The following is a 21,990-nucleotide window of genomic DNA, read 5'->3' as shown; positions in this document are numbered from 1 at the left end:
CTTTGAGTCGTGAAACTGACCGTTCGTCCTCCGGGCCACAGGGCCGTGGCGGTGCGTCGTACCCACCGGGCACCGAGCCGTACGGCCCCGGCGCCGCCGGGGAGTCCGCGGACTCGGAGGAATCATCGGCCTCGGACGCACAGCGGAAGCCCGAAGACCGCAAGACCGAGACGACGTTGACCACCCGCATCCGGATCAACATCCCCGGCTCGCGGCCGATTCCGCCTGTCGTGATGCGGACGCCGGTCAGCGAAGGCGAGTCCGGCGGCAAGGGCGAAGGTGCGGGCGGCACGGCGAGCGGCGCCGAGCAGAAGGGAGCCTCGCCGGCCGACGGCGCTCATCCCCTGCGCGCCCCCGGCGACGGTGTCCCGGGAGCCGGTCCCGGTGCGGTGGCCGGCCCGCCGGGTACCCCGCCGCCCGGCACGTCACGGTCGTCGGAGGAGACCTCGGGCGGCGGTGAGAAGCAGGAGACCAGCGACTGGTTCGCGCCGCGCAAGAGCAAGCCCGCATCCGGCAGTTCGGGTGCCGGCAACGGCGCCGCAGGTCCGGCTGCCACCGGTCCCGGCGCGGGTTCCGGCTGGCCCGGGCCCGGTGGGCCCGGTACGTCACCGGGAGCGGGCGAGTCCCCTTACGGCACCCAGGACCCGTACGGCGTCACGAACCCCTACGGCCTGGGCGACTCGTACGGGTCGAGCGATCCGTACGACACCGGCTCCTACCCCGTGCCCGGCACGGACACCCCGCCCGGAGGCACACCCACTCACGACGAGCCCGGCGTGGGCCAGGACGGGCCGACGACCGGTCCCGTGAGCGGCGACATGCCGCTGCCCCCGCGGCCCGGCCAGGGCGGTGCGCCGCCCGAGGCCGCCGCGAGTTCGACTCTCGGACTGGGCACCGGCCGCGCGCCGTTCGCGCCGGGCGGGATCGGCGAGGAGATGCTCGCGCGCGAAACCGGCAGCACCGGCGGACTGCCCGCCTACGGTGCGCCCGGCGGCGCTGGCAGGGCCGTCGCGGAGGAGGAGTCCGAGAAGGACCGCATCGCCGGCGAAACCCTCATGAGCCGGGCTCCGCGCCTGGCCGACGACGAGGTCGGCAGCAGGTCCGGCTCGCCCTTCGAGCGCGCCTCGTCCCGGGACCACGACGACGACGTCCCCTCCGGCGGCCGTTCGAAGCTGATGCTCGCAGGGGCCGGTGTCCTGGGCATCGTCGGCATCGCCTACGGGGCCGGCCTGCTCCTCGACCACGCGGACGTGCCCAACGGCACCGCCGTGCTCGGCGTCGAGATCGGCGGGATGAGCCGTCACGAGGCCGTGAACAAGCTGGACGCGGCCTTCGGCAACCGCACGACGCAGGCGTTCACCGTCGTCGCCGGGGACCAGAAGGCCAAGCTCAAGCCGAGCGTCGCGGGCATGACGCTGGACACCGAGGCGACGGTGCGCAACGCCGCCGGACGCGACTACAACCCGGTCTCCGTCATCGGCTCGCTCTTCGGCGCCGAGCGGGAGGCCGAGCCCGCGCTGGAGATCGACCAGGAGAAGATGGCGTCGGCCATCTCGCAGATCTCCAAGCAGACGGGCATCGGCGGCAGCCCCAAGGACGGGATGGTCAAGTTCGTCAGGGGCAAGGCCGTCGCCGTACCGGGCAAGACGCACAAGGGAATCGACGCCGGCGATGCCAGCCAGGAGCTGGAGAAGGCGTACCGCGCGCGTGCCGCCACCGGGAACAACAGCCCCGTCCGGCTGCCCGTGTCGACGCAGCAGCCGCAGGTCGGCAAGAAGGAAATCGCCAGGGCCATCCGGGACTTCGGCAAGCCCGCCATGTCCGGACTTGTGACGATCAAGGCCGGTGATGCCTCGATCCAGTTCAGCCCGGAGAAGTCGCTGCCGAAGTTCCTGTCGATGAAGCCGGTGAACGGCACCCTGGTCGACACCTACGACCTGCCGGTGCTGCGGACCCTGTACGGCACGACCTTCGACGGTGTGAAGATCACCCGCGGTGACGGCAGCAAGACGCCGGTCACGCCGCAGGACGTCGCCGGTGCCCTGCGTCTCGCACTCAAGGAGACGAGCCCCGCCAAGCGCGTGCAGGAGATCCCGCTGAACCCGCAGTGAGAGATCCGGGGGCGTCGCGAACTCCGGCGCCCCCGCCCCCACCGCAGGCGGCGGGTCGCCGGCACTGCTGACAACCGTCAAACGCAGCTCACGACTTGCGGCACCGCACGGCGGGCCGCCGCGAACGCGGTCGTGGTCGCACGACCACGGAAATGAGTCTCCTGCGGTGGAGTTCGCGGGCGTGAGCAGGAGCAATGGCTCGGTGCGTGCGCTCTCGGACCTCACCGTCGGTCTTCGCCCGGGTGAGACGTTCGCCCTCCTCGGACCGGGCGGACGCGATCCAGAAGACGGGCGCACGCAATCGTGGCGGGTCGCCACGCCTGGCCCCCGGCAAGGGCTGGATGTGACGCGCCCGTACCGCAAGCCCGGAGGCCACGCCCGCAGGGCGCGCGTACCGCAACTCCCGGACGTGAACGTTCAGTTGAGCCGCGCTCTGGCGGCCCGCGCCGCGCTGCGTACCGACTCCGCCTCGGACGGCTCCATCGCCTCGACCGCCGACGCGTACTCCTCCAACTCCGCCGCACCGCCGAGGAAGTCGCCGCGATCGACGAGCAGCCGTGCCCGCTCGTACCGCAGCCGCGCCGGACGGTGCGGCAGGAGCAGGGAGAGGTCGAGCGCCCACAGCTGCACGCCCGACTGTTCGGGACGTGCGGAGGCCCAGGCGCGGATGTTGTTCAGGATCCGCAGCACCGTCTCCAGCGGCCCCGCCGGAAGCAGCGTCGCGGCCGACAGCGGCCTGCGCATGCCCGTCGCGCCCGCCAGCAGCAGCTCCAGGTCGCCGGAGGAGAGCAGACGGCCGCCGTTGTACGGGTCGGCGAGGGCGTGCTCCCCGGCCGGATCGCCGAAGCCGACCACGAAGTGGCCCGGCAGACCCACCCCGTACACCGGAGCGCCGGCACGCCGCGCCACCTCCATCCAGACGACGGACAGCAGGATCGGCAGCCCGCGTCGGCGCCGCAGAACCGACTGCAGCAGGGACGACTCCAGCCGCTGGTAGTCCTCGGGAGCCCCGTGGAATCCGTGCTCCGTCCCCAGCAGCCGGCCGAGCGCGCGGGCCCATTCCTCGGGTGTACGCGAGGGGGCGTACGGCAACAGCCCGGCGAGGCGGTCGAGTTCGATCTGCGCCTCCAGGACCGACCGCTCGTGGCCGTCCGGCGGCGTGCCCTCGCCCTCGTCTCCTTCGAGGTGGCTGTCCGCGTCCCGGTCGTCCCGGCTCCGCGGACCGCGCTTGTCCTTCCCCCGGTGCGCCACCGTGTGCGCGGCGGCCGCCTCGACACCGATCAGCAGGCACAGCAGCGCCAGATCGGGGCGCTCGTCGCGTGCGGCCTCCGCGAACCGTTCGCGGTTGCTGCCGCCGTCCCCTCCGTTGCCGCCGTCGTCGCCTTCACCCCGGCCCGGGCCGGGGCCTTTGCCCGTCTCCTCGTCTGCCAATGCGGATCAGTCCTCCGGGGCGCGGCGGTAGTGGTAGGCGTGGTGGTCGGCGAAGCCCATCCCGTCGTACAGCGCGCGTGCCGCCTCGTTGTCGCGCTCCACCTGGAGATACGCGGCGGACGCGCCCTCGACGAGTGCCGCCCGCGCCAACTCGGCCATCACCGCGGTCGCCAGCCCCTGCCGCCGGTGTCCCGGAGCGACCTCTATCGCGGCGAAGCCCGCCCAGCGACCGTCGATCACACACCGGCCGATCGCTGCCGCATTGCCCGCCTCGTTCCCGTCCGCGCCGCCTGCCCGACCGGGCGCACCGTAGTCGCCCTGCACGGTCGCGAACCAGACGGACGGGCCGCCCGTCAGCACCTTCCTTGCGGCGCCCGGCATTTCACCGGCGCGGCGGTAGAGCGAGAACCGTCCGCGGGAGCGCGAGCGAGCCGCACGCGGCCGTCCGGCTCGCGGTCGGCCAGCGGCGCCAGCGCGGCCACCCGGAGCAGCGCGTACCGCTCGCCCGTCCAGCCGCGCTCCTCCAGCTCCGCGGCGAGCAGTTCGTCCGTGCGCTCGCCGCCCGTCGTGACCTGCACGCGCGGCACGAGCCGGCGCGCCTCGTACCAGCGGCGCGCCAGCGTCAGCGCCTCCGCGAGCGGCAGACCGGGATCGTCCAGCGGCAGTACGGAGTTGGCCCGCGCCGTGAATCCCTCACGCCGGCCACCGGACGCGCCGCCGGCATGCGCCGCCTCCTGCGCGCTCGCCCTGAGCGTCCAGCCGCCCAGGCGTTCGGTCTCGACGGCGGGCCATCCGCGGGCCGCCACCTCGACGAGTTCACGTACGCTCGCAGCAGGGATGCCGCGCCGCCGGGCCGGTGCGCCGGGCACGACCTTCCCGGCCACCAGCGCCGATTCGTCGATCGGCACGCTCTGTCCGCTGCGGCGGGTGATGTGGAGCACACCGTCGTTCCAGGATGTGAGAACGCCGACCGTGTCGGTGAAGGTGGCGTGCCGTCCTCCGGTCCCCGTCAAGGACCGGACAGAAACACGTTTGCCCACGTCAGACACAGTGATTCGGACCTCGAGGCGTCCGCCGGTGGTGAATTCCACTGCTCTACCTGCCCCTCCTGTTCGTCTCGGTACCAGGAACGGAGATACTAGGACGGGCATCGACGACGCCGCGCTCCCGCGCGCCCAGCGGCGGACACCCGACACCGGTCCGCCGGCCCTATTGAGGAGGAACGACAGCGTGACCTACGTCATCGCGGAGCCTTGTGTCGACCTTAAGGACAAGGCCTGCATCGAGGAGTGCCCCGTCGACTGCATCTACGAGGGCCAGCGGTCCTTGTACATCCACCCGGACGAATGCGTCGACTGCGGTGCCTGCGAACCGGTCTGCCCGGTCGAGGCGATCTTCTACGAGGACGACACTCCTGAGGAGTGGAAGGACTACTACAAGGCGAACGTGGAGTTCTTCGACGAGCTCGGTTCGCCCGGCGGGGCCAGCAAGCTCGGTCTGATCGAGCGGGATCACCCGGTCATCGCCGCGCTGCCCCCGCAGAGCCACGACGAGTGACACCGCGGCGGTCCCCGTTCCGCGGTCCGTGGTCCCGCACAGTGCGCCGGTCCCTCCGGCGGGCGTGCGGGACCGCGTGTTTCACAGCAGAAAGCGAGTCATCCCGTGGCCTCTTCCACAGGTCCGACAGGTCCGACAGGTCCCACCGGTGGGGCCGGTCTCTCCGGTTCGTCCGTCTCCGCACGCCTCCCCGTGTTCCCCTGGGACAAGCTGGAGCCCTACAAGGCGGCCGCTGCCGCGCATGACGGCGGCATCGTCGACCTCTCCGTGGGCACGCCCGTCGACCCCGTCCCAGAGCTGATCCGGCGCGCCCTGACCGACGCCGCCGACAGCCCCGGCTACCCCACCGTGTGGGGCACCGCCGAACTCCGGGACGCCATCACGGGCTGGTGCGAACGCCGCCTGGGCGCCGCGCAGTTGACGCACCGGAACGTGCTGCCTGTCGTCGGTTCCAAGGAGTTCGTCGCGTGGCTGCCCACCCAGCTCGGCCTCGGCCCGGGCGACCGCGTGGCGTATCCGCGGCTCGCCTACCCGACGTACGAGGTGGGCGCGCGCCTCGCCCGCGCCGAGCCGGTCGTCTACGACGACCCCACGGAGCTCGACCCGGACGGTCTGCGCCTGCTGTGGCTGAACTCGCCCTCCAACCCGACGGGACGGGTCCTGGACGCGGAGCAGCTGACCCGCACCGTCGCGTGGGCACGGGAGCACGGTGTGCTGCTCGTCAGTGACGAGTGCTATCTGGAGCTCGGCTGGGACACCGACCCGGTCTCGGTGCTGCACCCGGAGGTCTGCGGCGGCTCGTACGAGGGCGTCGTCGCCGTCCACTCGCTCTCCAAGCGGTCCAATCTCGCGGGATACCGGGCGGCCTTCGTGGCCGGCGACCCGGCGGTGCTGGGGGAGTTGCTGCACATCCGCAAGCACGGCGGAATGATGGTCCCCGCTCCCGTGCAGGCCGCGACGGTCGCCGCGCTCGGCGACGACGCGCATGTGGCGCAGCAGCGGGAGCGTTACGCGGCCCGCCGCGCTGCCCTGCGTACGGCGCTCGAGGGGCGCGGCTTCCGCATCGAGCACAGCGAGGCGTCCCTCTACCTCTGGGCGACGCGCGACGAGCCGTGCTGGGACACCGTCGGCGACCTGTCCAAGCTCGGAGTGCTCGTCGCGCCGGGAGACTTCTACGGCACCGCGGGCGAACGGTTCGTGCGCGTCGCGCTCACGGCGACCGATGAGCGCGTCGCGGCCGCGGTTCGCCGGTTGGAGAGCTGACCTGCAAGCGGGGTCCGGGGCGGGCCGGGCGCTTCGCACACCATGAGGAAGGGCCGCGGAGAGATCTCTCCGCGGCCCTTCCTCATGTGTTCGCGCTTGCGCGCCGGTGTCAGAGGCCGGCGACCGAGGCGGTTCCCAGACCGTTCGGCAGCACCTTCTGGCTACCGAGCAGGCCCTTGACCGGAACGGCCCTGTCAAGGGTCTGCTGAGGCTGAGCGGTGTCGGCCGCCGGCTTCTGGGCGGCGGGCAGCCTCTGGTCCTGCTGGGCCGGCTGCTGCTGGCCATTCGCAGGCTGCTGCAGACCCTTGGCGGCACCGTCGGCGGTGTCGCCCGCGAACTCCCTGGTCTGCGGAGCGACCCGGTCGGTGTCGCTGCCGGCGGCCTTGACGCCGGAGGCAGCGGCACCGTTGGCGGTGTCGACCGGGCTGCTCATCGGGGTGAGCGTGCGGGCGCCCTTCGTGGTGTTGTCGAGGGTGCTGGTGGCGCCGCTGTCCGGGAGGCTCAGCCCGCTCACATCAGCGGTCGTCGGCAGTTCGGCGGCACTAGCGGCACCGGCCGTACCAACGACAGAGGCGGCGCCCGCGGCCGTCAGCAGCACGGTCTTGGCGATCCGGCGCGTGAGAGGGAGGGACATGTTGCTCCTTTGACGGAGAGATCTACTGCTACGGAAAACGTGATGCGAGCCCGGCCGGGCAATCGCCGGGCCGGGCGCTGTGCCTATCGCCTCGGGGAGCCGGAAAGTTGCGGGCCGCCGGGGTAAAGGATTGGCAATGCGTCACATGATCGGCCGTGCCGAACCGGCCTTCCGTGCCTGCTCATCAGGGCTGCAAAAGGGGCAAACCCCGTCTGTGGCAGGGGCGTTGTGGAAATGCGTGCGCCACGTCCCCCGAACCTGCCGCGTCCACACGGCAATACGGGATTCCCCCGAAGGTGATGGGCGCGCGGTGTTTGCCCGAACGGGTGTCGCGCCGGGCCGGAGTGGAGCCGCGGCCCGGGCGCCACGGGCCGCGGGCCGTAGCGCTACTTCCCCGTCGCGAGCCGAACGCGGACGGAGCCGTCGCCGTTCGCCCCGCCGTCCGAGTCCTCCAGCGGGCGCCAGCCCTCCTCCGAACTGGACGCGTCCCAGACGCGGTTGCGGTAGGAGATCTGCTCGATGTGCATGTCCGAGGCGTTCGCCACCGCCCAGTGCGCCAGCTCCCAGCCGCGTCGGCCGGGACGGACCGGAATGGTCACCAGCGAGGAGTCGTCGTCCGCAGCGCGCAGCCCGCCGCCCGTCGCGAGGACGTCCTCGCCCGTGTCCCGGCCGTAGGTGCCGGGACCGCCGCCCTCGCCCAGGGCGGCGTCGCCGGCGGGCGGCGCCGGTGCGTCCCCCTTCTGCCCTGGCAGTACTCCCGTGCCGAACTCCCGCACGAGGCGCGCCCGCAGCTGTGTCGCGCTGCCGGCCTTGCCGTCGCCCCCGGCGGGCCCCGTGGTGCAGTTGAACGCGGCGGCCCGGCGGCCGGTCAGCGCGGCGGTCAGAAGCGACGCGTGCGTCTCGTGCTTCGCGTACGCCTGCGGGAAGCCGCTGCGCTGCACGCGCTGCGCCGCCACGGTCAGCGGCAGCCGCGAGTAGCCGGGAATCTGCACTAGATGGTCGTAGAACTTCCCCGAGGAATACACGGGATCCTGGATCTGCCGCTCGGTGCCCCATCCCTGCGACGGACGCTGCTGGAACAGGCCCAGCGAATCGCGGTCACCGTGTTCGATGTTCCGCAGCGCGGACTCCTGCATGGCCGTGGCCAGGGCTATCGTGACCGCGCGCTCCGGCAGGCCGCGCTGGGAGGCCACGGCTGTGATCGTCGCGGCGTTGGCCGCCTGCTCGGGTTTGATCTCGTAGTCCTCCGGCTTCTCGCCGGCGGTTCTGACGATGCACCGGGCCGGTCCGGTGCTGCTGGTGACGTACTGCGTCGCCACGTAACCGGCGATGACCAGCAGCACCGTGGATGCCGCTGCTATGCGAAGGCCTCTGGCGCGGGACTTCTGGGGAGAGGATTCCGAGGGGGACACGGGCACAAAGGTAGCGGCTCTGCCAAGTCCCGCCGCCCGTAGGCTGTTTTCATGCCGCACAACGGACTCGACCTGAATCAGAACGCCGCTCAGCTGACCGCTCAGCTCGTGGATTTCCCCTCGGAGAGCGGGAACGAGCGGCCTCTCGCCGACGCCGTCGAGACCGCCCTGCGCGCCCTTCCCCATCTGACCGTCGACCGGCACGGCAACAACGTGGTCGCCCGCACCCGGCTCGGACGCGGCGAACGCGTCATCCTCGCCGGTCACATCGACACGGTGCCCATCGCCGGGAACGTCCCGTCACGCCTCGACGACTCGGGCGTGCTGTGGGGCTGCGGCACGAGCGACATGAAGGCCGGCGTGGCCGTGCAGCTGCGCATCGCGGCGACCGTGCCGGAGCCCAACCGCGATCTCACCTTCGTCTTCTACGACAACGAAGAGGTCGCCGCGCACCTCAACGGTCTCGGCCACGTCGCCGACGCCCACCCCGACTGGCTGGCCGGTGACTTCGCCGTACTGCTGGAGCCCTCCAGCGGTCAGGTCGAGGGCGGCTGCCAGGGCACGCTGCGCGTCCTGCTGCGCACCACCGGCGTGCGGGCCCACTCCGCGCGCGGCTGGATGGGCGAGAACGCGATCCACGCCGCCGCTCCGATCCTGTCCCGGCTCGCCTCGTACGAGCCGCGCCGGAAGGTGATCGACGGCCTGGAGTACAGGGAGGGGCTCAACGCCGTCCGCGTCGAGGGCGGCGTCGCGGGGAACGTCATCCCCGACGCCTGCACCGTCACCGTCAACTACCGCTACGCCCCCGACATCGACGAGGAGCAGGCCCTCGCACACGTGCGGGAGGTGTTCTCCGGGTGCGGCGAGTGGGAGCTGACCGTGGACGACAGCTCGGGCGGCGCCCTGCCCGGCCTCTCCCATCCCGCGGCGAAGGCGTTCACCGACGCTGTGGGAGGGGAGCCGCAGCCCAAGTACGGATGGACGGACGTCTCACGCTTCAGCGCGCTCGGCGTCCCGGCCGTGAACTACGGCCCCGGCGACCCGAACCTGGCACACAAGCGCGACGAGCGTGTGGAGACGTCGAAGATCCTCCACTGCGAGGAACGGCTCCGCACCTGGCTCACGGCCTGAACCCGCCGTACACCCGCACGCCGGGTTCCCGCCGGGCGGAGTGACGCTCTCTGTCACGTCGGTACGGGCTCTCCGTGCGTACGCTGAATCAGAATGATCGCAGTCCGGAGGGAGCGTGGGATGACCAGCACGGAGCGGGACCGAGCACGGAAGCCGCGCGAGCAGCGTCTCGGTCCGGTGGTGCGCCGCCGCAAGCAGATGCAGGCCGAGACGACCGACCAGCGGCTGCTGGACACCACCGGACCTTCGGACTGGGTGCACCAGGACCCGTGGCGGGTGATGCGCATCCAGTCGGAGTTCGTGGAGGGCTTCGGTGCCCTCGCGGAACTCGGCCCCGCCATCAGCGTCTTCGGGTCCGCCCGTACGCCGGTCGACTCGCCGGAGTACGAAGCGGGCGTGCGGATCGGGGCCGCGCTGACCGAGGCCGGCTTCGGCGTGATCACCGGCGGCGGCCCGGGCGCGATGGAGGCCGCCAACAAGGGAGCGCTCGAGGCGGGCGGGACCTCCGTCGGACTCGGCATCGAGCTGCCCTTCGAGCAGGGCCTCAACCCCTACGTCGACATCGGCGTGAACTTCCGCTACTTCTTCGTGCGCAAGACGATGTTCGTGAAGTACGCGCAGGGTTTCGTCGTCCTGCCCGGCGGGCTCGGGACGATGGACGAGCTGTTCGAGGCGATGACCCTCGTGCAGACCAAGAAGGTCACGCGCTTCCCCATCGTTCTCTTCGGCAGCGGCTACTGGCAGGGCCTCGTGGACTGGCTGCACGGGTCGGTCGTCGCACAGGGCAAGGCGTCCGCGCGCGATGTCGAGCTCTTCCACGTCACGGACGACATCGAGGAGGCCGTCGCCGTCGTCACCAAGGAAGCCGGCTGAGGGCCGGGCGCGAAAGCTCCTGCCGGGCCCGCGGCGCCGGCTCCGCTCAGGCGAGCCCGCGCCGCGCCACGGCGGGCGGCCGGTGCCCCGCGATCGACGCGACCATCTCCAGTACCTGACGCGTCTCCGCGACCTCGTGGACACGGTAGACGCGCGCACCGAGCCAGGCCGAGATCGCGGTGGTGGCGAGGGTGCCCGTCAGCCGCCCCTGCAGGGACACATCGAGCGTCTCGCCCACGAAGTCCTTGTTGGACAGCGACACGAGCACCGGCCAGCCGCTGCGCGTCATCTCCTCCAGCCCGCGGGTGGCTTCGAGCGAGTGCCGCGTGGACTTGCCGAAGTCGTGCCCGGGGTCGATGAGGACGGCGTCCCTGGGCACTCCCAGAGCGACGGCACGCTCGGCCAGGCCCAGCGTCACGCGCAGGATGTCGGCCATCACGCCGCCCTCGCCGTCGTAGCTGACCCGGTGCGGACGCGTGCGCGGCTCGGCGCCTCCCGCGTGCGTGCACACCAGGCCGACTCCGTGCCGGGCGGCGACCTCGGCGAGCGCCGGATCGACCCCGCCCCAGGCGTCGTTGATCAGATCCGCACCGGCGGCGCACACCGCCTCGCCGACCTCGTGGCGCCAGGTGTCCACGCTGATGACGACGTCCGGATGGCGGCGGCGGACCTCGGCCACGAAGCCGACGGTGCGCCGCGCCTCCTCCTCGGCCGACACCTCCTCGCCGGGTCCGGCCTTCACGCCGCCGATGTCGATGATGTCCGCGCCCTCGGCCACTGCCTTCTCGACCCGCTCCAGCGCGGGCTCGTCGAGGAAGGTGGCACCACGGTCGTAGAAGGAGTCCGGCGTCCGGTTCACGATGGCCATGATCACCATCTCGTGCGGACCGAATTCGCGTGTCCCCAGGCGCAGCATCGCCATCCTCTCGCTCGGCACAGAGGGGAGGCATGCGCCGTTTCCCCCCGGAGTCGACCTTAACGGGCGGTGGTGGGCGCTCCGCTTCCGGACCTGTCGGTTGTGTCAGTGGGGCGTGGCACGATCAGGGACCATAGGAAGCCGTAGTCATCCGGACGTCTGCGAGAGGGCCCTCTCGCAGAAAGCTCGCGAGAGGGCCCTCTCGCGGAGAATTCCTCGGGGAGTTGGCCGTGTTCTGGTTCCTGCTGATCTCGCTTGCCGTGGTCGTCGCCGCGGTCACGCTCGCCGTGGTGGGCAGTTCCGGGGACGGTCGGGGCGGCGCCGTCACCGGCGGCCTCAGGGACGCCCCGCCCGATCAGCTCGACGAGCCGCTGCCGGCGGGCCGTCCCGTCAGCCGGCTGGACGTGGACGGGCTGCGGCTGCCGGTCACGGCGAGGGGATACCGGATGCAGCAGGTCGACGACGTGCTGGACAGGCTCGGGGCCGAGCTGGCCGAGCGCGACGCCCGCATCGCGGAGCTGGAGTCGGCGCTGGCGGGCGCCCAGGCGGCGGCGATGGGGCGCGGGGACCCGGGCGTCGGCCGGGGGCCTGGCGCCACGGGCGGCGGCGGTCCCGGCGGCAGCGGCGATTTCGGCGATTACGGTACGGGGAATTTCGTGCAGGAAGTGCAGGAGCGGCCCGATGGCCGTTGAGGGAGGCGCGCAGCCGGGCCGCGACGGGGTGCTGCGCTGCCCGTGGGGGCTGTCCGCCGACGACTACGTCGAGTACCACGACACCGAGTGGGGCCGCCCCGTCCACGGTGACGACTCCCTCTTCGAGCGGCTGTGTCTCGAGGCGTTCCAGTCCGGTCTGTCGTGGCTGACGATCCTGCGCCGCCGCGAGGGCTTCCGCGCGGCCTTCGCGGGCTTCCACATCGCGAAGGTGGCGGCCTTCACGGCGGAGGACGAGGAGCGGCTGCTCGGCGATACCGGCATCATCCGCAACCGCGCGAAGATCCGGGCTGCCGTCGCCAACGCGCAGGTCGCGGCCTCGCTCGGCGAGGGCGAACTGGATGCGCTGATCTGGTCGTTCGCCCCCGACCCGGAACGGCGCTCGGCACCGCGTACGCACGGCGAGATCCCCGCCGTCACACCGGAGTCGACAGCCCTGGCGAAGGACCTGAAGAAGCGCGGCTTCCGCTTCGTCGGCCCCACCACGGCGTACGCAATGATGCAGGCGTGCGGCCTTGTCAACGATCACCTGGCCGACTGCTGGGCGCGGGACGAGATGGGAGCCGGCGCCGGCTGACGGCCGGACGCCGGCCCCGGCGGCTCACTGCCCGGTGAAGCGCGGCTTCTCCTTCTTCACGAACGCCTCGACCGCGGCCTGGTGGTCCTTCGAGGCCCCGGCGCGCACCTGGAGTTCGGCCTCCTTCTCCAGCGTCTCGGCCAGCGAGTGCCCTGCGCCGAAGGCCAGCGACTCCTTGATGGCCGCGTATGCGCGGGTCGGCCCCTGGGCCAGCTCGCGTGCCACAGTCCCGGCCTGCTCGGCGAGTTCGCCGTCCGGCACGACCCTGTGCGCCAGGCCGAGTTCGAGCGCTTCACCGGAGCGCACGCTCCGCGGGAAGAGCAGCAGGTCGGCCGCCCGCCCGGGACCGACGAGGCGGGGCAGCGTCCAGGAGATCCCCGAGTCGGCGGTCAGCGCGATCCCGGCGAAGGAGGTGTTGAAGGCCGCGGACTCGGCGAGCAGGCGGTAGTCGGCTGCGAAGGCGAACCCGGCGCCCGCGCCCGCGGCGACCCCGTTGACGGCCACCACGACCGGCTTCGGCATCCCCGCGATGGCGAGCGTGATGGGGTTGTAATGGTCTTCGACCGTGCTGAGGGCGTTGCCCCCGCCCTCCTGCAGAGCGCCGATGTGTTCCTTCAGATCCTGGCCCACGCAGAACGCGCGTCCGTTCCCGGTGAGGAGTACGGCCCTGACGTCCTCGTCCTCGGCGGCCTTGCGGAGGGTGTCGCGCAGTGCCGATTTCAGCTCGTTGTTGAGCGCGTTCATCGCATCAGGGCGGTTGAGGGTGACCGTCGCGAGACCCTCGGTCACGTCATAGAGCACGGTGTCCGACATGGGGCAAGCATGGCTCAGATCATCGGGCGCCGACAGGGCGTCCCTCGGCGCTTCCCTGCCGCCAAAGGTTGTGGAACGGGCCCGTCGATGAGGCTTTCGGGCGGGGCATCACGAGGTGAAGCGGAGCAGTATCGCAGCTTCGTCGGCGGAATGAGTGGTTTTGGGTAAGAGCGAGTCACAAGTAGTGCGACCTCTTGTTGGTCATCGGGTCCTGCCATGCGGGATAATGGTTCTGAAGCAATGTGTTCGATGCCGGTGACACGCTCGTTGTCGGCTGCGATCAGCTGGTTTCAGGAAGGGGAACGAGCATGGCGGCCATGAAGCCGCGGACGGGTGACGGCCCGCTCGAGGTGACCAAGGAGGGGCGGGGCATCGTCATGCGCGTTCCGCTCGAAGGCGGTGGGCGACTCGTCGTCGAGCTGACCCCGGATGAGGCGACTGCGCTCGGTGAGGAGCTCAAGAAAGTCTGCGGCTGACGCCCGGCAGCGGGCGGCCCGCACGCGCGGACCGAGCGAGCCATCAGTGGGTTCTCCACTGCCCCGGAGCACGCATCGTGCTCCGGGGCAGATGTGTTCCATCCGTGGTGCACCGGCTCATGACTCGGGGGCAACGAGGTGTGCCGGCAGCCGCGGGAGCAGCGGCCCCGCGCGGTCACTGCTCGCGCTTGACCGCGCAGAGCAGTCCGTCTCCCACGGGCAGCAGCGACGGCACGAGCTCGGTGCTCTCCCGTACGGCGCCGAGCAGTTCGCGCAGCTTGCGCACCTCGGCGGGCTGGGCGCTGGAGTCGACGGTGCGGCCGTTGGCGAAGACGCCTTCGAAGCAGACGAGGCCGCCGGGCCGCAGCAGACGCAGCGCCTCGGCGAAGTACTCCAGGCACTCCGAGCGGTCCCCGTCGCAGAAGACCAGGTCGTAGCCGCGGTCGGCGAGGCGCGGCAGCACGTCGAGGGCGGAGCCCGGAATGAACCGCGCCCGGTTCCCGGCGAAGCCGGCGGCACGGAAGGCCTGCCGCGCGAACTGCTGCTGCTCGGGGTCGGTGTCCACCGTCGTGAGAACGCCGTCCTGCCGCATCCCGGCCATCAGATGGATGCCGGAGACGCCGGTCCCGGTGCCGATCTCGGCCACCGCCTTGGCACCCGCGGCAGCGGCCAGCAGACGCAGCGTGGCACCGGTGGCGGGGGACACCGCGCGCACGCCCGCCTGCTGAGCCCGCTCACGGGCCCAGCGCAGCGCCGCGTTCTCGGCGTCGTCGACGAGCTCGGCGCCGTAGGCATCGGCGAACGCCCAGCTCGACTGCCGGTTGCCGGTAATGGCCCTCTCCTGTCCCCGTCCTCCACGCAACGGTGACTGTATCCGTTGCCCCGGGAACCCGCTGATGGGACCGAGCGTTGAAATCAGTTGGAAGGTGCGAGGGGGGTGTCGTGGAATTGCGATCGACGACTGTGAAGCAGAAAGAACGGCTGAACGGTGAGCCGGTCAAAAGTGCTTATCCGGAGCTAACGGGCGAGGTGGTTATGGTTGGGATTCCACTGGACACCACCAGAGCCGACAGGGGAGGTGCGGCTGCTGTCCGGGACCGTGGAATGCTCCGGCGTTTTCGCAGGTCGGCGGACGAGCCGAAATCCGTGACAGACACCGCTGACCAGGTCCGCCCCGCCGAATCCGCGACGACGGCGACGTTCGACACCGATGCGGAGAACCAGGCGTGGACCCCTCCTTCCTGGGAGGAGATCGTCAGCACGCACAGTGCGCGCGTCTACCGCCTCGCCTACCGCCTGACCGGTAACCAGCACGACGCCGAAGATCTCACTCAGGAGGTCTTCGTCCGCGTCTTCCGTTCCCTGTCCACGTACACGCCCGGCACGTTCGAGGGCTGGCTGCACCGCATCACCACGAACCTCTTCCTCGACACGGTGCGCCGCAAGCAGCGCATCCGCTTCGACGCGCTCGCCGAGGACGCCGCAGAGCGCCTTCCCAGCCGTGAGCCGACGCCGCAGCAGCACTTCAACGACACCCACTTCGACGCCGACGTCCAGCAGGCGCTTGACACTCTGGCGCCGGAGTTCCGTGCCGCCGTGGTGCTCTGCGACATCGAGGGACTTTCGTACGAGGAGATCGCTGCCACGCTCGGCGTGAAGCTGGGCACCGTGCGCAGCCGCATCCACCGGGGGCGTTCGCAGCTGCGCAAGGCTCTGCAGCACCGTTCGCCCGAGGCACGCGCGGAGCAGCAGCGTTCCCTGAGTGCAGCCGCTCCCGCCGTAGGGAGTGGGGAGGTAGGTGCCGCGTGAGTGGCGCAGGCATGGGTGGCAGAGCTCCGCAGCCGGAGAGAGACCTCACTCCGGCCGAGCTGCATCTCGGTGACCGTCTCGCGGCGTTGATCGACGGCGAGCTCGGGCATGACGCACGCGAACGTGTGCTGTCGCACCTGGCGACCTGCGGCGGCTGCAAGGCGGAGGCCGACGCGCAGCGCCGCGTGAAGAACGTCTTCGCGGACACCGCGCCCCCGCCCCCTTCGGACGGTCTGCTGGCGCGGCTCCAGGGCTTGCCTGCCTGCGGGCCCGGCGACGGCCCGGACGACGGGCTGCCGTCGGGTTCCGGCGGCATCGGCGGAGGCAAATCCGCCGGCGGCCTCTCCGGCACGGCCGCGCAGATGACACGTGCCGAGTCCGGCGGCGCCCTGTGGGCCCTCGAGCAGCTTCGCGGCGGCCGGGGCGGCAGCGCCCTCACGCCCAGCCGCGGCTTCCGGATACACGAGATGGAGCGGCTCTCCTCGCGTGGCCGCCGCTTCGCCTTCGCGGCGGCAGGCGCGGTCTCGCTGGCGGCCCTCGCCCTCGCGGGCGGCGTGGGCTCCAGCACGGCCGGCAGTGGCCCCTCCATCGCCAAGGGCGACAGCGGCACGGCCGCTGCCAGCTCCGTACGTACGGCCTCCTCGGGCGGCAGCAGCGACCGCGAGCGCCGCCGCCGGGACGCGAGCGCGGCGCACAGCGCAGTGAGCGGCACGGTCTTGAGCGCGACCGCGACCTCCGGTGACAGCAGTGGTGCGGCACTCAAGGCGGGGCGCGGCGCGGGATTCCAGCGAGGCGCTCCCTGGGCGGCGCCCACGGCGCCGCCGGAGGAGGGTGAGCGCGTCGGCGCCGGCCCTCGTCCGCTGCTGCGCGAGGCCTACTTCTCCTCCGGGACGATGTGGCCCGCCCGGGCCTCCGGGGCGCTGGGCCCCCATGGATACGGCGCCGAGGCGTATGCGGGGCTTCCCGCGGACACGTTCCCGGGCGGCGCGATCCGCCAGGGCCGCGAGGGTGCGACCGACCCGGTCACCACGGCGGCTCCGCAGCAGCGCTGAGCGAACGGCAGCCGCACAGTCCCGTCCCGCTCGGCCGAGGTGGCCGAAAGGGCCGAAGTCCCGCTGGGAAAGGGTGAATTGCGGTTCCACGGGAATCGGCCGCACTCCCGGCTCCGTTCGTGCGGATGCCGAGGCGGGCTCCCACCGTGACCCGCACTGCGGGTACCGTGAGACAGGGCCCACCACCGCCCGCGAACGCATGAGGATGAGGGAGCTGCAAGGTGTTCTTCGACATAGGACCCCTAGAGCTGGTCGCGCTCGTCATCCTCGCGGTCCTCGTCTTCGGTCCCGAGAAACTGCCGAAGGTGATCCAGGACGTGGCCGGTTTCATCCGGAAGGTGCGCCAGTTCTCCGACAACGCCAGGGACGACATCCGCTCCGAGCTGGGGCCCGAGTTCAAGGACTTCGACTTCCAGGATCTGAATCCGAAGACCTTCGCCCGCAAGCACCTGCTCGACGGCGACGACCTGGGCCTCAAGGAGATCCGCAGCAGCCTGGACTTCCGTGACGACATGGCCGACGTCACAGACGCGGTCAACGGCACCGAGAGCGTCGGTGCGCGCGGCAGGAGCAGCGGCGGCGGAAGCCGTACGAGCCTGAGCAAGGGCGGCGCGGCCACGGACCTGGACGCCTCCGACCCGCTCAGCAAGGAGAGCCGGCGGGAGCGCCCGAAGGATGAACCGCCGCCGTTCGACGCCGACGCGACCTGAGTCTTTCGGGTCACATAGCCGGGCACTTCGCTCACCGCCCGCATCATCTGCCTCATGCGGGTCACCTGAGAGGCGCATCTCACGTCCCTGAAGAAGGGCCGTTGATTGGTCATGCCCGAAACGGCGGACGCAGGTGGCTATCCTCCCAGTGTCCGGGGTTCGCCGTCCGAGGGGGGCAGGCTGCCCGTGGCACAGGGCATTGAGGAGGCGTCGGAAGATGGAGACGACGAGTACGGTGGCCGGTGAACCCGGGCCCGCCGCACCGGAGGAAACCGGTGATGAGCGGGCTGTGGACGGGTTTCTGACGGCTTCCTTCCCGTGGTACGGCCTCGACGAGGCTTTCAGTGGACCACGCTGGCTGATGCAGGTCGGCACGACGGCGGACGGCACCGTCGAACACGGTTCGACGGGGCACGGCGAGGTGCCCTCACTCAAGGTGGAGGCCAATCCGGACAATCAGCGCTTCGCGGTCACCGTCACGGTCGCGAGCCGCCCTGTGCGGCGCAGCGCGGACGGCACCGGAGTGCTGGAGGCGACATCCGTGTCCACGGCCGCGTGGCTCGCGGGCTCGGGGCTGCTGTCCTGCACATGGCCCCAGGAGATGGAGCGCGGCCTGCGTCAGGACTGGCTCGACCAGCAGACGAGTGTGGCGTGGGAGCTCGCCGACGATCTCGGCGGTGCCGGATGGTCCACGCTGACACTGCCGGTGGACGGAGTCCCGACCGACTTCCACTACCGCGAGTCGGAGTACGGGTGGGTGCTCGCCGGTGCGGCACAGGAAGGCGTGCACATCGGTGCGTACGGGCGTGGGATGAGCGCCTACGGGCTGGGCTTCGCCGTCGTGAAGGACATCACCAGCTACCAGCAGTGACCGAAGCGCACGACATCGAACGCGTGAGGGGTGCCCCCGTCCCGGGAGCACCCCTCACGCGTGCGTCTGCCGGCCGAAACCCCGCGGCCGAGCATGGTGACGGCCGCCTGCCGCGTCGTCAGAACTTGTTGGTCGGCGTCAGACCCAGCGACATGCCCGAAAGCCCCCGCTGACGTGCGGCGATCTTCGAGGCCACCGCGCGCAGTTCCGAACCGGCGGGCGAGTCGGGGTCGCTGAGCACGACCGGCTTGCCCTCGTCGCCGCCCTCGCGCAGCCGCAGGTCGATGGGGATGGCACCCAGCACCGGCACGTCGGTGCCGGTCGTCTTGGTGAGCCCCTGGGCGACGCGCCGGCCGCCGCCGGTGCCGAAGACGTCGACCATCTCGTCGCAGTGCGGGCAGGGCATGCCCGACATGTTCTCGATGACGCCGATGATCTTCTGGTGCGTCTGCACCGCGATGGAACCGGCGCGCTCCGCGACCTCCGCGGCGGCCTGCTGCGGAGTCGTCACGACCAGGATCTCGGCGTTGGGCACGAGCTGGGCGACGGAGATGGCGATGTCGCCCGTGCCGGGCGGCAGGTCGAGCAGCAGCACGTCGAGGTCGCCCCAGAAGACGTCCGCGAGGAACTGCTGGAGTGCGCGGTGGAGCATCGGGCCCCGCCACACCACGGGGGAGTTGCCGGGCGTGAACATGCCGATCGAGATGACCTTCACCCCGTGTGCGGACGGCGGCATGATCATGTCCTCGACCTGCGTCGGCCGGCCGTCGGTGCCGAGCATCCGCGGTACGGAATGTCCGTAGATGTCCGCATCGACCACGCCGACCTTCTGGCCCTCGGCGGCGAGCGCGGCGGCCAGGTTGACGGTCACCGACGACTTGCCCACGCCGCCCTTGCCGGAGGCCACGCAGTAGACGCGGGTCAGCGAACTGGGCTGGGCGAAGGGCACTTCACGTTCGGCCTTGCCGCCTCGCAGGGAGGAGGCCAGCTCACGGCGCTGCTCGTCGCTCATCACGTCGAGCTCGACGGAGACGCGTGTGACGCCCTCGACACCCTGGACCGCCTCGGTCACGTTGGAGGTGATCGTCTCGCGCAGCGGGCAGCCGGAAACCGTCAGATAGATCCCGACGTCGACGGCGCCGTCGGCCGCGATACCGATGGACTTCACCATGCCGAGGTCGGTGATCGGCCGGTGGATCTCAGGGTCGTCGACGGTCGCGAGCGCGGCACGAACTGCGTCCTCGGTGGGAGGGGTCGCAGAGGGATCCCCCTCCCGCACGGACTCTGGGGGAGTGTCGGTAGCCATGCGCAAATGGTACGGCCGTCCCGAGGGGCACCCGAAGCCGCGGGTGTGCGCAGCGACTCGGAGCGGGAGTGATGCGGGTCACCCACCGTCCGGCGTGCCTCCGCCACGGCTGCCGGTCCTCTCGGCGGTGCGCTCCATGTGCCCCGTCTGCTCCAGGTCCTTGACCAGTTCCTGGAGTTCGGAGCGGATCCAGTCGCGGGTGGCCACCTCGCCGAGGCCCATGCGGAGCGAGGCGATCTCGCGGGTGAGGAACTCGGTGTCGGCGATGCTGCGCTCGTTCTGTTTGCGGTCCTGCTCCAGATTGACCCGGTCGCGGTCGTCCTGCCTGTTCTGCGCGAGCAGGATCAGCGGCGCCGCGTACGACGCCTGCAGCGAGAGGGCGAGGGTCAGAAAGATGAAGGGGTACTCGTCGAAGCGCAGCGGCGCCGGCAACAGCACGTTCCACGCGATCCAGACGATGACGACGAACGTCATCCAGACGATGAACCGGCCCGTGCCCAGGAAGCGCGCGATCTCCTCCGACAGCCGCCCGAAGGCGTCGGGGTCGTACTCCGGCAGCAGCCGGCGCCGCGGGGCCCGCGGCACGTCCAGCCGGCCGCGCGTGCTGCGCTCACGGTCCCGCTCGCGTTCACGGGCCTCTTCGCGTTCCCGGTCCCTCTCGCGCTCACGGAGACCCTCGCGTCCCCGGTCCCGCTCACGGTCGCGGCCGCGCGCCTTCTCGCGGTCCCGGATCCGGTCCCTGTCCCGTTCAGCCGCCATGCCGTGCGACCCCCTCCGCTCGCGGTCCACCGGCGCCGGGTAGCCGCTGTGCGGCCTCCTCACGCCAGTCGTCCGGCAGCAGATGGTCCAGGACGTCATCGACCGTGACGGCGCCCAGCAGATGGCCGCCGTCGTCGACGACGGGCGCCGCCACGATGTTGTACGTCGCGAGGTAGCTGCTCACCGCAGGCAGCGTCGTCTCCGGCGGCAGCGGACGCAGATCGGTGTCGACGATCGAGCCGACGAGCGTGAACGGCGGGTCCCGCAGCAGCCTCTGGAAGTGGACGAGCCCCAGGTACTTCCCCGTGGGGGTCTCGTCGGGCGGACGGCAGACGAAGACCTGCGCGGCCAGTGGGGCGGACAGGTCGGCGTTGCGTACCCGCGCGAGCGCCAGCGCGACGGTGTCGTCCGGCTGGAGCACGATGGGCTCCGTCGTCATCATGTTGCCGGCGGTGCCCTCCTCGTACGACAGCAACCGCCGTACGGGGGCCGCGTCCTGGGGCCGCATCAGCTGGAGCAGCCGCTCCTTGTCGTGCTCGGCGAGCTCGGAGAGGAGATCGGCGGCGTCGTCGGGGTCCATAGCCTCGAGTACGTCCGCGGCACGCTCGTCGGACAGCTCGTCGAGGAGCTCGACCTGGTCGTCGGTGGGCAGTTCCTCCAGCACGTCGGCGAGCCGGTCGTCGTCGAGTGCGGCCGCGACCTCCACCCGGCGCTTCGCCGAGAGGTGGTGGACGGTGTTGGCGATGTCCGCGGGCCGCATGCGCTCGAAGGTGGCGAGCAGCGTGGCGGCGCCCTGCTCCTTCTCCGTCACGGAGAAACCGGTGACGGCCGACCACTCGACGGTCAGCGTCTCGCCGCGCCGCCGGAGCGCGCCGCCCTTGCCGCGGCGTCCGCGCCGCACGAACACCTTGTCGATCTGCCAGTCGCGGCGTGCCGGGAGCTGCTGAATCCCGACGTCGAGGACAGTGACCTCCTCGCCGGTCTCCACCAGCACCACCTGACGGTCCAGCAGTTCCCCGAGGACCAGGGTCTCGGAGGGGCGCTGCTCGAAGCGGCGCATGTTCACCACTCCCGTGGTGATGACCTGGCCGGACTCCACACCTGTGACACGGGTCATGGGCAGGAATACCCGCCGTCTGCTGACCACTTCGACCACGAGCCCCAGCACGCTCGGCGGCCGGTCGCGCCGCGGGCCGTCGACCTCCGCCGCGGGCTGTCCGCGCAGCATCACGACGACGTCGCGCACCCGTCCCACCTGGTCGCCGTTGGGATCGAAGACGGCGACGCCCGACAGGTGCGACACGAAGACCCGGGAGGAGCCTGCGGCCATCGGTCGGGCCCTCCTCGTCCGTACGTACTCCGGTGCATACGCACCCTTTGCCGTCTTCAGCCTAGCCTGGTGCGGCCTTGTGGGACCTTGCGCGATGGTCCGGACGGCTGCCGTCCGCCCCCGGGTCCGGGCACCGGTAAGGTGCGTCTCCCCGCCCGTTCTCCAGGAGGTTGCCGACGTGGTTGGAAGCGCTTATGGGGCCTCCCTGCCGAAGGCAGGGGACACGCGAGGAAGCATCATCCTCAAGGG

General features: G+C 71.3%; 21 protein-coding genes and 1 pseudogene. 12 read left to right on the top strand and 10 right to left on the bottom strand.

The window, feature by feature from the left end:
- Positions 1-2: 2 nt before the first annotated feature.
- Positions 3-2,111 carry a peptidoglycan binding domain-containing protein gene (locus tag G4Z16_RS10410; RefSeq protein ID WP_197350552.1) on the top strand — a complete coding sequence of 703 codons (2,109 nt, stop codon included), beginning with the start codon at positions 3-5 and terminating at the stop codon, positions 2,109-2,111.
- Between the two features lie 417 nt (positions 2,112-2,528).
- On the opposite strand, the gene G4Z16_RS10405 is transcribed toward G4Z16_RS10410, so the two are convergent.
- Together G4Z16_RS10405 and G4Z16_RS10400 are read right to left on the bottom strand one after the other, a co-directional pair.
- Positions 2,529-3,542, bottom strand: coding sequence for a transglutaminase-like domain-containing protein (locus G4Z16_RS10405; RefSeq protein ID WP_281393682.1), 1,014 nt, complete (start codon positions 3,540-3,542; stop codon positions 2,529-2,531).
- 6 nt (positions 3,543-3,548) lie between these two features.
- Positions 3,549-4,633 (bottom strand): annotated as a pseudogene (locus G4Z16_RS10400) (GNAT family N-acetyltransferase).
- Positions 4,634-4,772: 139 nt separating this feature from the next.
- On the opposite strand from G4Z16_RS10400, the gene fdxA reads away from it, so the two are divergent.
- Together fdxA and dapC are read left to right on the top strand one after the other, a co-directional pair.
- Entirely contained in the window at positions 4,773-5,099 is a 327-nt protein-coding gene (gene fdxA / locus G4Z16_RS10395) for a ferredoxin (RefSeq protein ID WP_027764481.1), read from the top strand.
- A gap of 192 nt (positions 5,100-5,291) precedes the next feature.
- Positions 5,292-6,362, top strand: a complete 1,071-nt coding sequence (gene dapC / locus G4Z16_RS10390) for a succinyldiaminopimelate transaminase (protein ID WP_246531263.1) — start codon at positions 5,292-5,294, stop codon at positions 6,360-6,362.
- Positions 6,363-6,471: 109 nt separating this feature from the next.
- Here dapC and G4Z16_RS10385 read toward each other — a convergent pair whose 3' ends face one another.
- Positions 6,472-6,996 carry an ATP-binding protein gene (locus tag G4Z16_RS10385; protein WP_197350550.1) on the bottom strand — a complete coding sequence of 175 codons (525 nt, stop codon included), beginning with the start codon at positions 6,994-6,996 and terminating at the stop codon, positions 6,472-6,474.
- Between the two features lie 386 nt (positions 6,997-7,382).
- A complete protein-coding gene (locus G4Z16_RS10380; RefSeq protein WP_197350549.1) occupies positions 7,383-8,408 on the bottom strand; it encodes a VldE C-terminal domain-containing protein in 1,026 nt (341 codons plus the stop codon).
- A 51-nt stretch (positions 8,409-8,459) separates the two neighbouring features.
- Between G4Z16_RS10380 and dapE the strand changes: the two genes are divergently transcribed.
- A complete protein-coding gene (gene dapE, locus G4Z16_RS10375; RefSeq protein ID WP_197350548.1) occupies positions 8,460-9,539 on the top strand; it encodes a succinyl-diaminopimelate desuccinylase in 1,080 nt (359 codons plus the stop codon).
- Positions 9,540-9,659: 120 nt separating this feature from the next.
- A complete protein-coding gene (locus tag G4Z16_RS10370; protein ID WP_028434122.1) occupies positions 9,660-10,412 on the top strand; it encodes an LOG family protein in 753 nt (250 codons plus the stop codon).
- A gap of 46 nt (positions 10,413-10,458) precedes the next feature.
- Here the strand turns inward: G4Z16_RS10370 and folP are convergent, their stop codons facing one another.
- On the bottom strand, positions 10,459-11,328 hold the full coding sequence (gene folP, locus G4Z16_RS10365; RefSeq protein WP_197354316.1) for a dihydropteroate synthase: 870 nt from the start codon (positions 11,326-11,328) through the stop codon (positions 10,459-10,461).
- Between the two features lie 230 nt (positions 11,329-11,558).
- On the opposite strand from folP, the gene G4Z16_RS10360 reads away from it, so the two are divergent.
- Together G4Z16_RS10360 and G4Z16_RS10355 are read left to right on the top strand one after the other, a co-directional pair.
- A complete protein-coding gene (locus tag G4Z16_RS10360; protein ID WP_197350547.1) occupies positions 11,559-12,020 on the top strand; it encodes a DivIVA domain-containing protein in 462 nt (153 codons plus the stop codon).
- Positions 12,010-12,615 carry a DNA-3-methyladenine glycosylase I gene (locus G4Z16_RS10355; RefSeq protein ID WP_197350546.1) on the top strand — a complete coding sequence of 202 codons (606 nt, stop codon included), beginning with the start codon at positions 12,010-12,012 and terminating at the stop codon, positions 12,613-12,615. Before G4Z16_RS10360 ends, G4Z16_RS10355 begins: the two co-directional genes overlap by 11 nt.
- Positions 12,616-12,639: 24 nt before the next feature.
- Here G4Z16_RS10355 and G4Z16_RS10350 read toward each other — a convergent pair whose 3' ends face one another.
- Positions 12,640-13,428: an enoyl-CoA hydratase-related protein gene (locus tag G4Z16_RS10350; protein WP_197350545.1), complete on the bottom strand. Its 789-nt coding sequence runs from the start codon at positions 13,426-13,428 to the stop codon at positions 12,640-12,642.
- A 308-nt stretch (positions 13,429-13,736) separates the two neighbouring features.
- Between G4Z16_RS10350 and G4Z16_RS10345 the strand changes: the two genes are divergently transcribed.
- On the top strand, positions 13,737-13,904 hold the full coding sequence (locus tag G4Z16_RS10345) for a DUF3117 domain-containing protein (RefSeq protein ID WP_016469583.1): 168 nt from the start codon (positions 13,737-13,739) through the stop codon (positions 13,902-13,904).
- 175 nt (positions 13,905-14,079) lie between these two features.
- Here the strand turns inward: G4Z16_RS10345 and G4Z16_RS10340 are convergent, their stop codons facing one another.
- On the bottom strand, positions 14,080-14,766 hold the full coding sequence (locus G4Z16_RS10340) for an O-methyltransferase (RefSeq protein WP_197350544.1): 687 nt from the start codon (positions 14,764-14,766) through the stop codon (positions 14,080-14,082).
- A gap of 173 nt (positions 14,767-14,939) precedes the next feature.
- Here G4Z16_RS10340 and sigE point away from each other — a divergent pair, with 173 nt between their 5' ends.
- From sigE to G4Z16_RS10320, 4 genes are all read left to right on the top strand, one after another.
- Positions 14,940-15,713 (top strand): RNA polymerase sigma factor SigE, encoded by a 774-nt coding sequence (gene sigE, locus G4Z16_RS10335; protein ID WP_197350543.1) that lies wholly within the window; start codon positions 14,940-14,942, stop codon positions 15,711-15,713.
- The gene (locus tag G4Z16_RS10330) at positions 15,710-16,765 is read left to right on the top strand and encodes a zf-HC2 domain-containing protein (protein ID WP_425508067.1); all 1,056 of its coding nucleotides are present in this window, start codon (positions 15,710-15,712) and stop codon (positions 16,763-16,765) included. The genes sigE and G4Z16_RS10330 overlap by 4 nt, the downstream gene beginning before the upstream one ends.
- A gap of 221 nt (positions 16,766-16,986) precedes the next feature.
- Positions 16,987-17,475 carry a sec-independent translocase gene (locus G4Z16_RS10325; RefSeq protein ID WP_197350542.1) on the top strand — a complete coding sequence of 163 codons (489 nt, stop codon included), beginning with the start codon at positions 16,987-16,989 and terminating at the stop codon, positions 17,473-17,475.
- Between the two features lie 217 nt (positions 17,476-17,692).
- A complete protein-coding gene (locus tag G4Z16_RS10320; protein WP_028434129.1) occupies positions 17,693-18,346 on the top strand; it encodes a hypothetical protein in 654 nt (217 codons plus the stop codon).
- A gap of 118 nt (positions 18,347-18,464) precedes the next feature.
- On the opposite strand, the gene G4Z16_RS10315 is transcribed toward G4Z16_RS10320, so the two are convergent.
- The 3 genes from G4Z16_RS10315 to G4Z16_RS10305 all read right to left on the bottom strand — a co-directional run bounded on the left by G4Z16_RS10315 (position 18,465) and on the right by G4Z16_RS10305 (position 21,741).
- Positions 18,465-19,652: an Mrp/NBP35 family ATP-binding protein gene (locus G4Z16_RS10315; protein WP_197350541.1), complete on the bottom strand. Its 1,188-nt coding sequence runs from the start codon at positions 19,650-19,652 to the stop codon at positions 18,465-18,467.
- Between the two features lie 78 nt (positions 19,653-19,730).
- Positions 19,731-20,411, bottom strand: coding sequence for a DUF1003 domain-containing protein (locus tag G4Z16_RS10310; RefSeq protein ID WP_197350540.1), 681 nt, complete (start codon positions 20,409-20,411; stop codon positions 19,731-19,733).
- A complete protein-coding gene (locus G4Z16_RS10305) occupies positions 20,401-21,741 on the bottom strand; it encodes a magnesium transporter MgtE N-terminal domain-containing protein (RefSeq protein WP_197350539.1) in 1,341 nt (446 codons plus the stop codon). Before G4Z16_RS10305 ends, G4Z16_RS10310 begins: the two co-directional genes overlap by 11 nt.
- Between the last annotated feature and the right edge of the window lie 249 nt (positions 21,742-21,990).

The sequence above is a fragment of the Streptomyces bathyalis genome (genome assembly GCF_015910445.1).
GTDB lineage: Bacteria > Actinomycetota > Actinomycetes > Streptomycetales > Streptomycetaceae > Streptomyces > Streptomyces bathyalis.
This window is presented reverse-complemented; position numbering and strand designations above follow the sequence as displayed.

Bases quoted from the DNA above. Each gene is read 5' to 3' on its own strand.
- G4Z16_RS10315 (WP_197350541.1), bottom strand. From the start codon at position 19,652: ATGGCTACCGACACTCCCCCAGAGTCCGTGCGGGAGGGGGATCCCTCT.
- folP (WP_197354316.1), bottom strand. From the start codon at position 11,328: ATGCTGCGCCTGGGGACACGCGAATTCGGTCCGCACGAGATGGTGATC.
- G4Z16_RS10385 (WP_197350550.1), bottom strand. From the start codon at position 6,996: ATGTCCCTCCCTCTCACGCGCCGGATCGCCAAGACCGTGCTGCTGACG.
- G4Z16_RS10355 (WP_197350546.1), top strand. From the start codon at position 12,010: ATGGCCGTTGAGGGAGGCGCGCAGCCGGGCCGCGACGGGGTGCTGCGC.
- G4Z16_RS10345 (WP_016469583.1), top strand. From the start codon at position 13,737: ATGGCGGCCATGAAGCCGCGGACGGGTGACGGCCCGCTCGAGGTGACC.
- G4Z16_RS10320 (WP_028434129.1), top strand. From the start codon at position 17,693: ATGGAGACGACGAGTACGGTGGCCGGTGAACCCGGGCCCGCCGCACCG.
- dapE (WP_197350548.1), top strand. From the start codon at position 8,460: ATGCCGCACAACGGACTCGACCTGAATCAGAACGCCGCTCAGCTGACC.
- G4Z16_RS10305 (WP_197350539.1), bottom strand. From the start codon at position 21,741: ATGGCCGCAGGCTCCTCCCGGGTCTTCGTGTCGCACCTGTCGGGCGTC.
- G4Z16_RS10350 (WP_197350545.1), bottom strand. From the start codon at position 13,428: ATGTCGGACACCGTGCTCTATGACGTGACCGAGGGTCTCGCGACGGTC.
- G4Z16_RS10370 (WP_028434122.1), top strand. From the start codon at position 9,660: ATGACCAGCACGGAGCGGGACCGAGCACGGAAGCCGCGCGAGCAGCGT.
- sigE (WP_197350543.1), top strand. From the start codon at position 14,940: ATGGTTGGGATTCCACTGGACACCACCAGAGCCGACAGGGGAGGTGCG.
- G4Z16_RS10310 (WP_197350540.1), bottom strand. From the start codon at position 20,411: ATGGCGGCTGAACGGGACAGGGACCGGATCCGGGACCGCGAGAAGGCG.